Annotated in this window: 3 protein-coding genes and 1 pseudogene; 2 read left to right on the forward strand and 2 right to left on the reverse strand. The window is 70.0% G+C overall.

The features are described from left to right. Positions 1-40 precede the first annotated feature (40 nt). Together ABD207_RS13120 and ABD207_RS13125 are read right to left on the reverse strand one after the other, a co-directional pair. Entirely contained in the window at positions 41-304 is a 264-nt protein-coding gene (locus ABD207_RS13120) for a GlsB/YeaQ/YmgE family stress response membrane protein (RefSeq protein ID WP_344012663.1), read from the reverse strand. Positions 305-497: 193 nt separating this feature from the next. Beyond that, positions 498-685, reverse strand: a pseudogene (locus ABD207_RS13125) (SPW repeat protein); the annotation flags it as partial. Positions 686-785: 100 nt separating this feature from the next. Between ABD207_RS13125 and ABD207_RS13130 the strand changes: the two are divergent. Together ABD207_RS13130 and ABD207_RS13135 are read left to right on the forward strand one after the other, a co-directional pair. Further along, positions 786-962: a hypothetical protein gene (locus ABD207_RS13130; RefSeq protein WP_344012665.1), complete on the forward strand. Its 177-nt coding sequence runs from the start codon at positions 786-788 to the stop codon at positions 960-962. Between the two features lie 258 nt (positions 963-1,220). Continuing rightward, complete coding sequence (locus ABD207_RS13135) at positions 1,221-2,111, forward strand: glycoside hydrolase family 19 protein (RefSeq protein ID WP_344012666.1); 891 nt, start codon at positions 1,221-1,223, stop codon at positions 2,109-2,111. Positions 2,112-2,251 lie beyond the last annotated feature (140 nt).

A 2,251-nucleotide genomic window follows, 5' to 3' on the forward strand; every position in this document is an offset into this window, starting at 1 on the left:
CCGTTCGCGATGCCCGTGCGCGAAGCCGCCGGCGTGCTCGTCAGCGGCGGGCCTTCGCCCGGTCCAGCGCGATCACGCCGACCGCGGCGAGGCCGATCTGGATGAGCCATTCGATCCAGTCGACGCCCTTGGTGTCGGCCACGCCCAGGGCCGCCGCGATCGCCGAACCGATCAGTGCGGCCACGATGCCGACGAGGATCGTCCACAGAATCCCGATGCGCTGACGCCCCGGAACCACCAGACGGCCCAGGACGCCGATGACAATGCCGATGACGATGGCACTGATGACTCCGTCGATCTCCATATCGCCCCTCTTCCTCCTGACCCCTGCAGTAGAACCGCTGTAGAGCGTCTGCCCCGGGACGCCGGGGACACGCACCCCGCCGCCGCACGGCGCGACGGGCCTGCGCCGGACGCGCGAACGCCGGTCCGCGGCGGGCGCGGACCGGCGTTCGGCTTCCTTCACGTAGGGAGGAACCGGAGGAAGCGGCCGGGGGTCACGACCGGGTCGTGGCCCTGGCCGCCGTGGCGGCACACATCAGCCCCAGCACCAGGGTCGGGCGCCCACGACGATGTTGTTCCAGATGACTCCGGCGTCCGGGCTCTCGCCGACGATCTGCGAGATGATCATCCACACGCCGAGGGCGCACATGGCTCCGCTCAGGCCGTACATGCGCGCGGGGGCAGGTCAGAGGGGTGTGACCCGGGCGCGACATGTCCGGGTGGTCCGGGGGCAGACGGACTGTGGGCGAGGTGTCGCAGACCCACAGGAGGTGTCCGCCCCCATGACCACGGCATCGGGAGCGAAGGTGCTGGAGCGGTTTCCCGCGGGTTCGCCGCGCGGATCGTGGCCGGCCGAGGAGTACGCGGCCCGGTGCCGTGCGCAGGGCGAGCCGGCGACGGTGGTCATGGATCTGGAGTCGGACGCGTTCCTGGTCGTGGTGCCCGCCGAGGGCGGCTGAGCCCTCACCGGAATCGGTTGATCCAGGCTCGGGGCGGCGCCTGTCCGGCACCGGCGTAAGTGGATCGGCGGAAGCGGACTGGCGGAATCTATTGGTCTAAACCCTTGACTGGTACAGACCAAAGCGGTTGAGTGTGCCCGACACCCCCCACCACGGCCGCCCCCACGCCGTGACCGGCTCCCCGGTGCACGCGGTCGAGGGTCGCCCCTTGCTGCCCTGAGCGCGGGAGCGGCCGTGTCCCGCAAAGGAGTTGATCCCTTGTCGAGACGCCGCTTCGCCGCCGTGACCGCCGCACTCGTCCTGGCCGGTACCGCACCCGTCCTGCTCCCCGCCGCCCCCGCCGCGGCCGCCTCCTGCTCCAGCTACCCGAACTGGCAGGCCGGGAAGTGGTACAACGCCGGTGACATCGTCCGCTACACGGACGGCAGGGCCTACATAGCCGAGCACGGCAACCCCGGCTACGACCCGACCATCAGCACCTGGTACTGGGAGCCCTACGCCTGTGACAACGGGCCCGGAACTCCCGTCGGGTCCTTCGTGGTGACGGAGGCTCAGTTCAACCAGATGTTCCCGAACCGGAACCCCTTCTATACCTACAGCGGGCTCACCGCCGCCCTCAGCGCCTACCCCGGCTTCGCCACCACCGGCAGCGACACGGTGAAGAAGCAGGAGGCCGCCGCCTTCCTCGCCAACGTCAGCCACGAGACCGGCGGTCTGGTGCACGTGGTGGAGCAGAACACCGCCAACTACCCGCACTACTGCGACTGGAGCCGCCCCTACGGCTGCCCGGCCGGACAGGCCGCCTACTACGGACGCGGGCCGATCCAGCTGAGCTGGAACTTCAACTACAAGGCGGCGGGCGACGCGCTCGGCATCGACCTGCTCAACAACCCCTGGCTGGTGCAGAACGACGCGGCCGTCGCCTGGAAGACGGCCCTGTGGTACTGGAACACCCAGACCGGCCCGGGCACCATGACCCCGCACGCCGCCATGGTCAACCAGGCGGGCTTCGGCCAGACCATCCGCAGCATCAACGGCTCCCTGGAGTGCGACGGCAAGAACCCGGCCCAGGTGCAGAGCCGGGTCAGCACCTATCAGCGGTTCACGCAGATCCTCGGGGTCTCGCCCGGCGGCAACCTGTACTGCTGACGAACCGCTGACGCCGCACCGCAGGGCGTGGTGTCATGCACCTGACCACTTGGGGTGGACTCCTGTGCGGCCACCCCTCGGACGAAGGGGCACACCACATGCGCACCCGCCACGCCCTGCTCGCCACCGCCGTCACGACC

Origin of the sequence: Streptomyces thermospinosisporus (assembly GCF_039526425.1) — a bacterium.
In the GTDB taxonomy this organism is placed as follows: domain Bacteria; phylum Actinomycetota; class Actinomycetes; order Streptomycetales; family Streptomycetaceae; genus Streptomyces; species Streptomyces thermocarboxydovorans.

Excerpts from the sequence above, each read along its gene's own strand:
- ABD207_RS13120 (WP_344012663.1), bottom strand. The coding sequence starts at position 304 with ATGGAGATCGACGGAGTCATCAGTGCCATCGTCATCGGCATTGTCATC.
- ABD207_RS13130 (WP_344012665.1), top strand. The coding sequence starts at position 786 with ATGACCACGGCATCGGGAGCGAAGGTGCTGGAGCGGTTTCCCGCGGGT.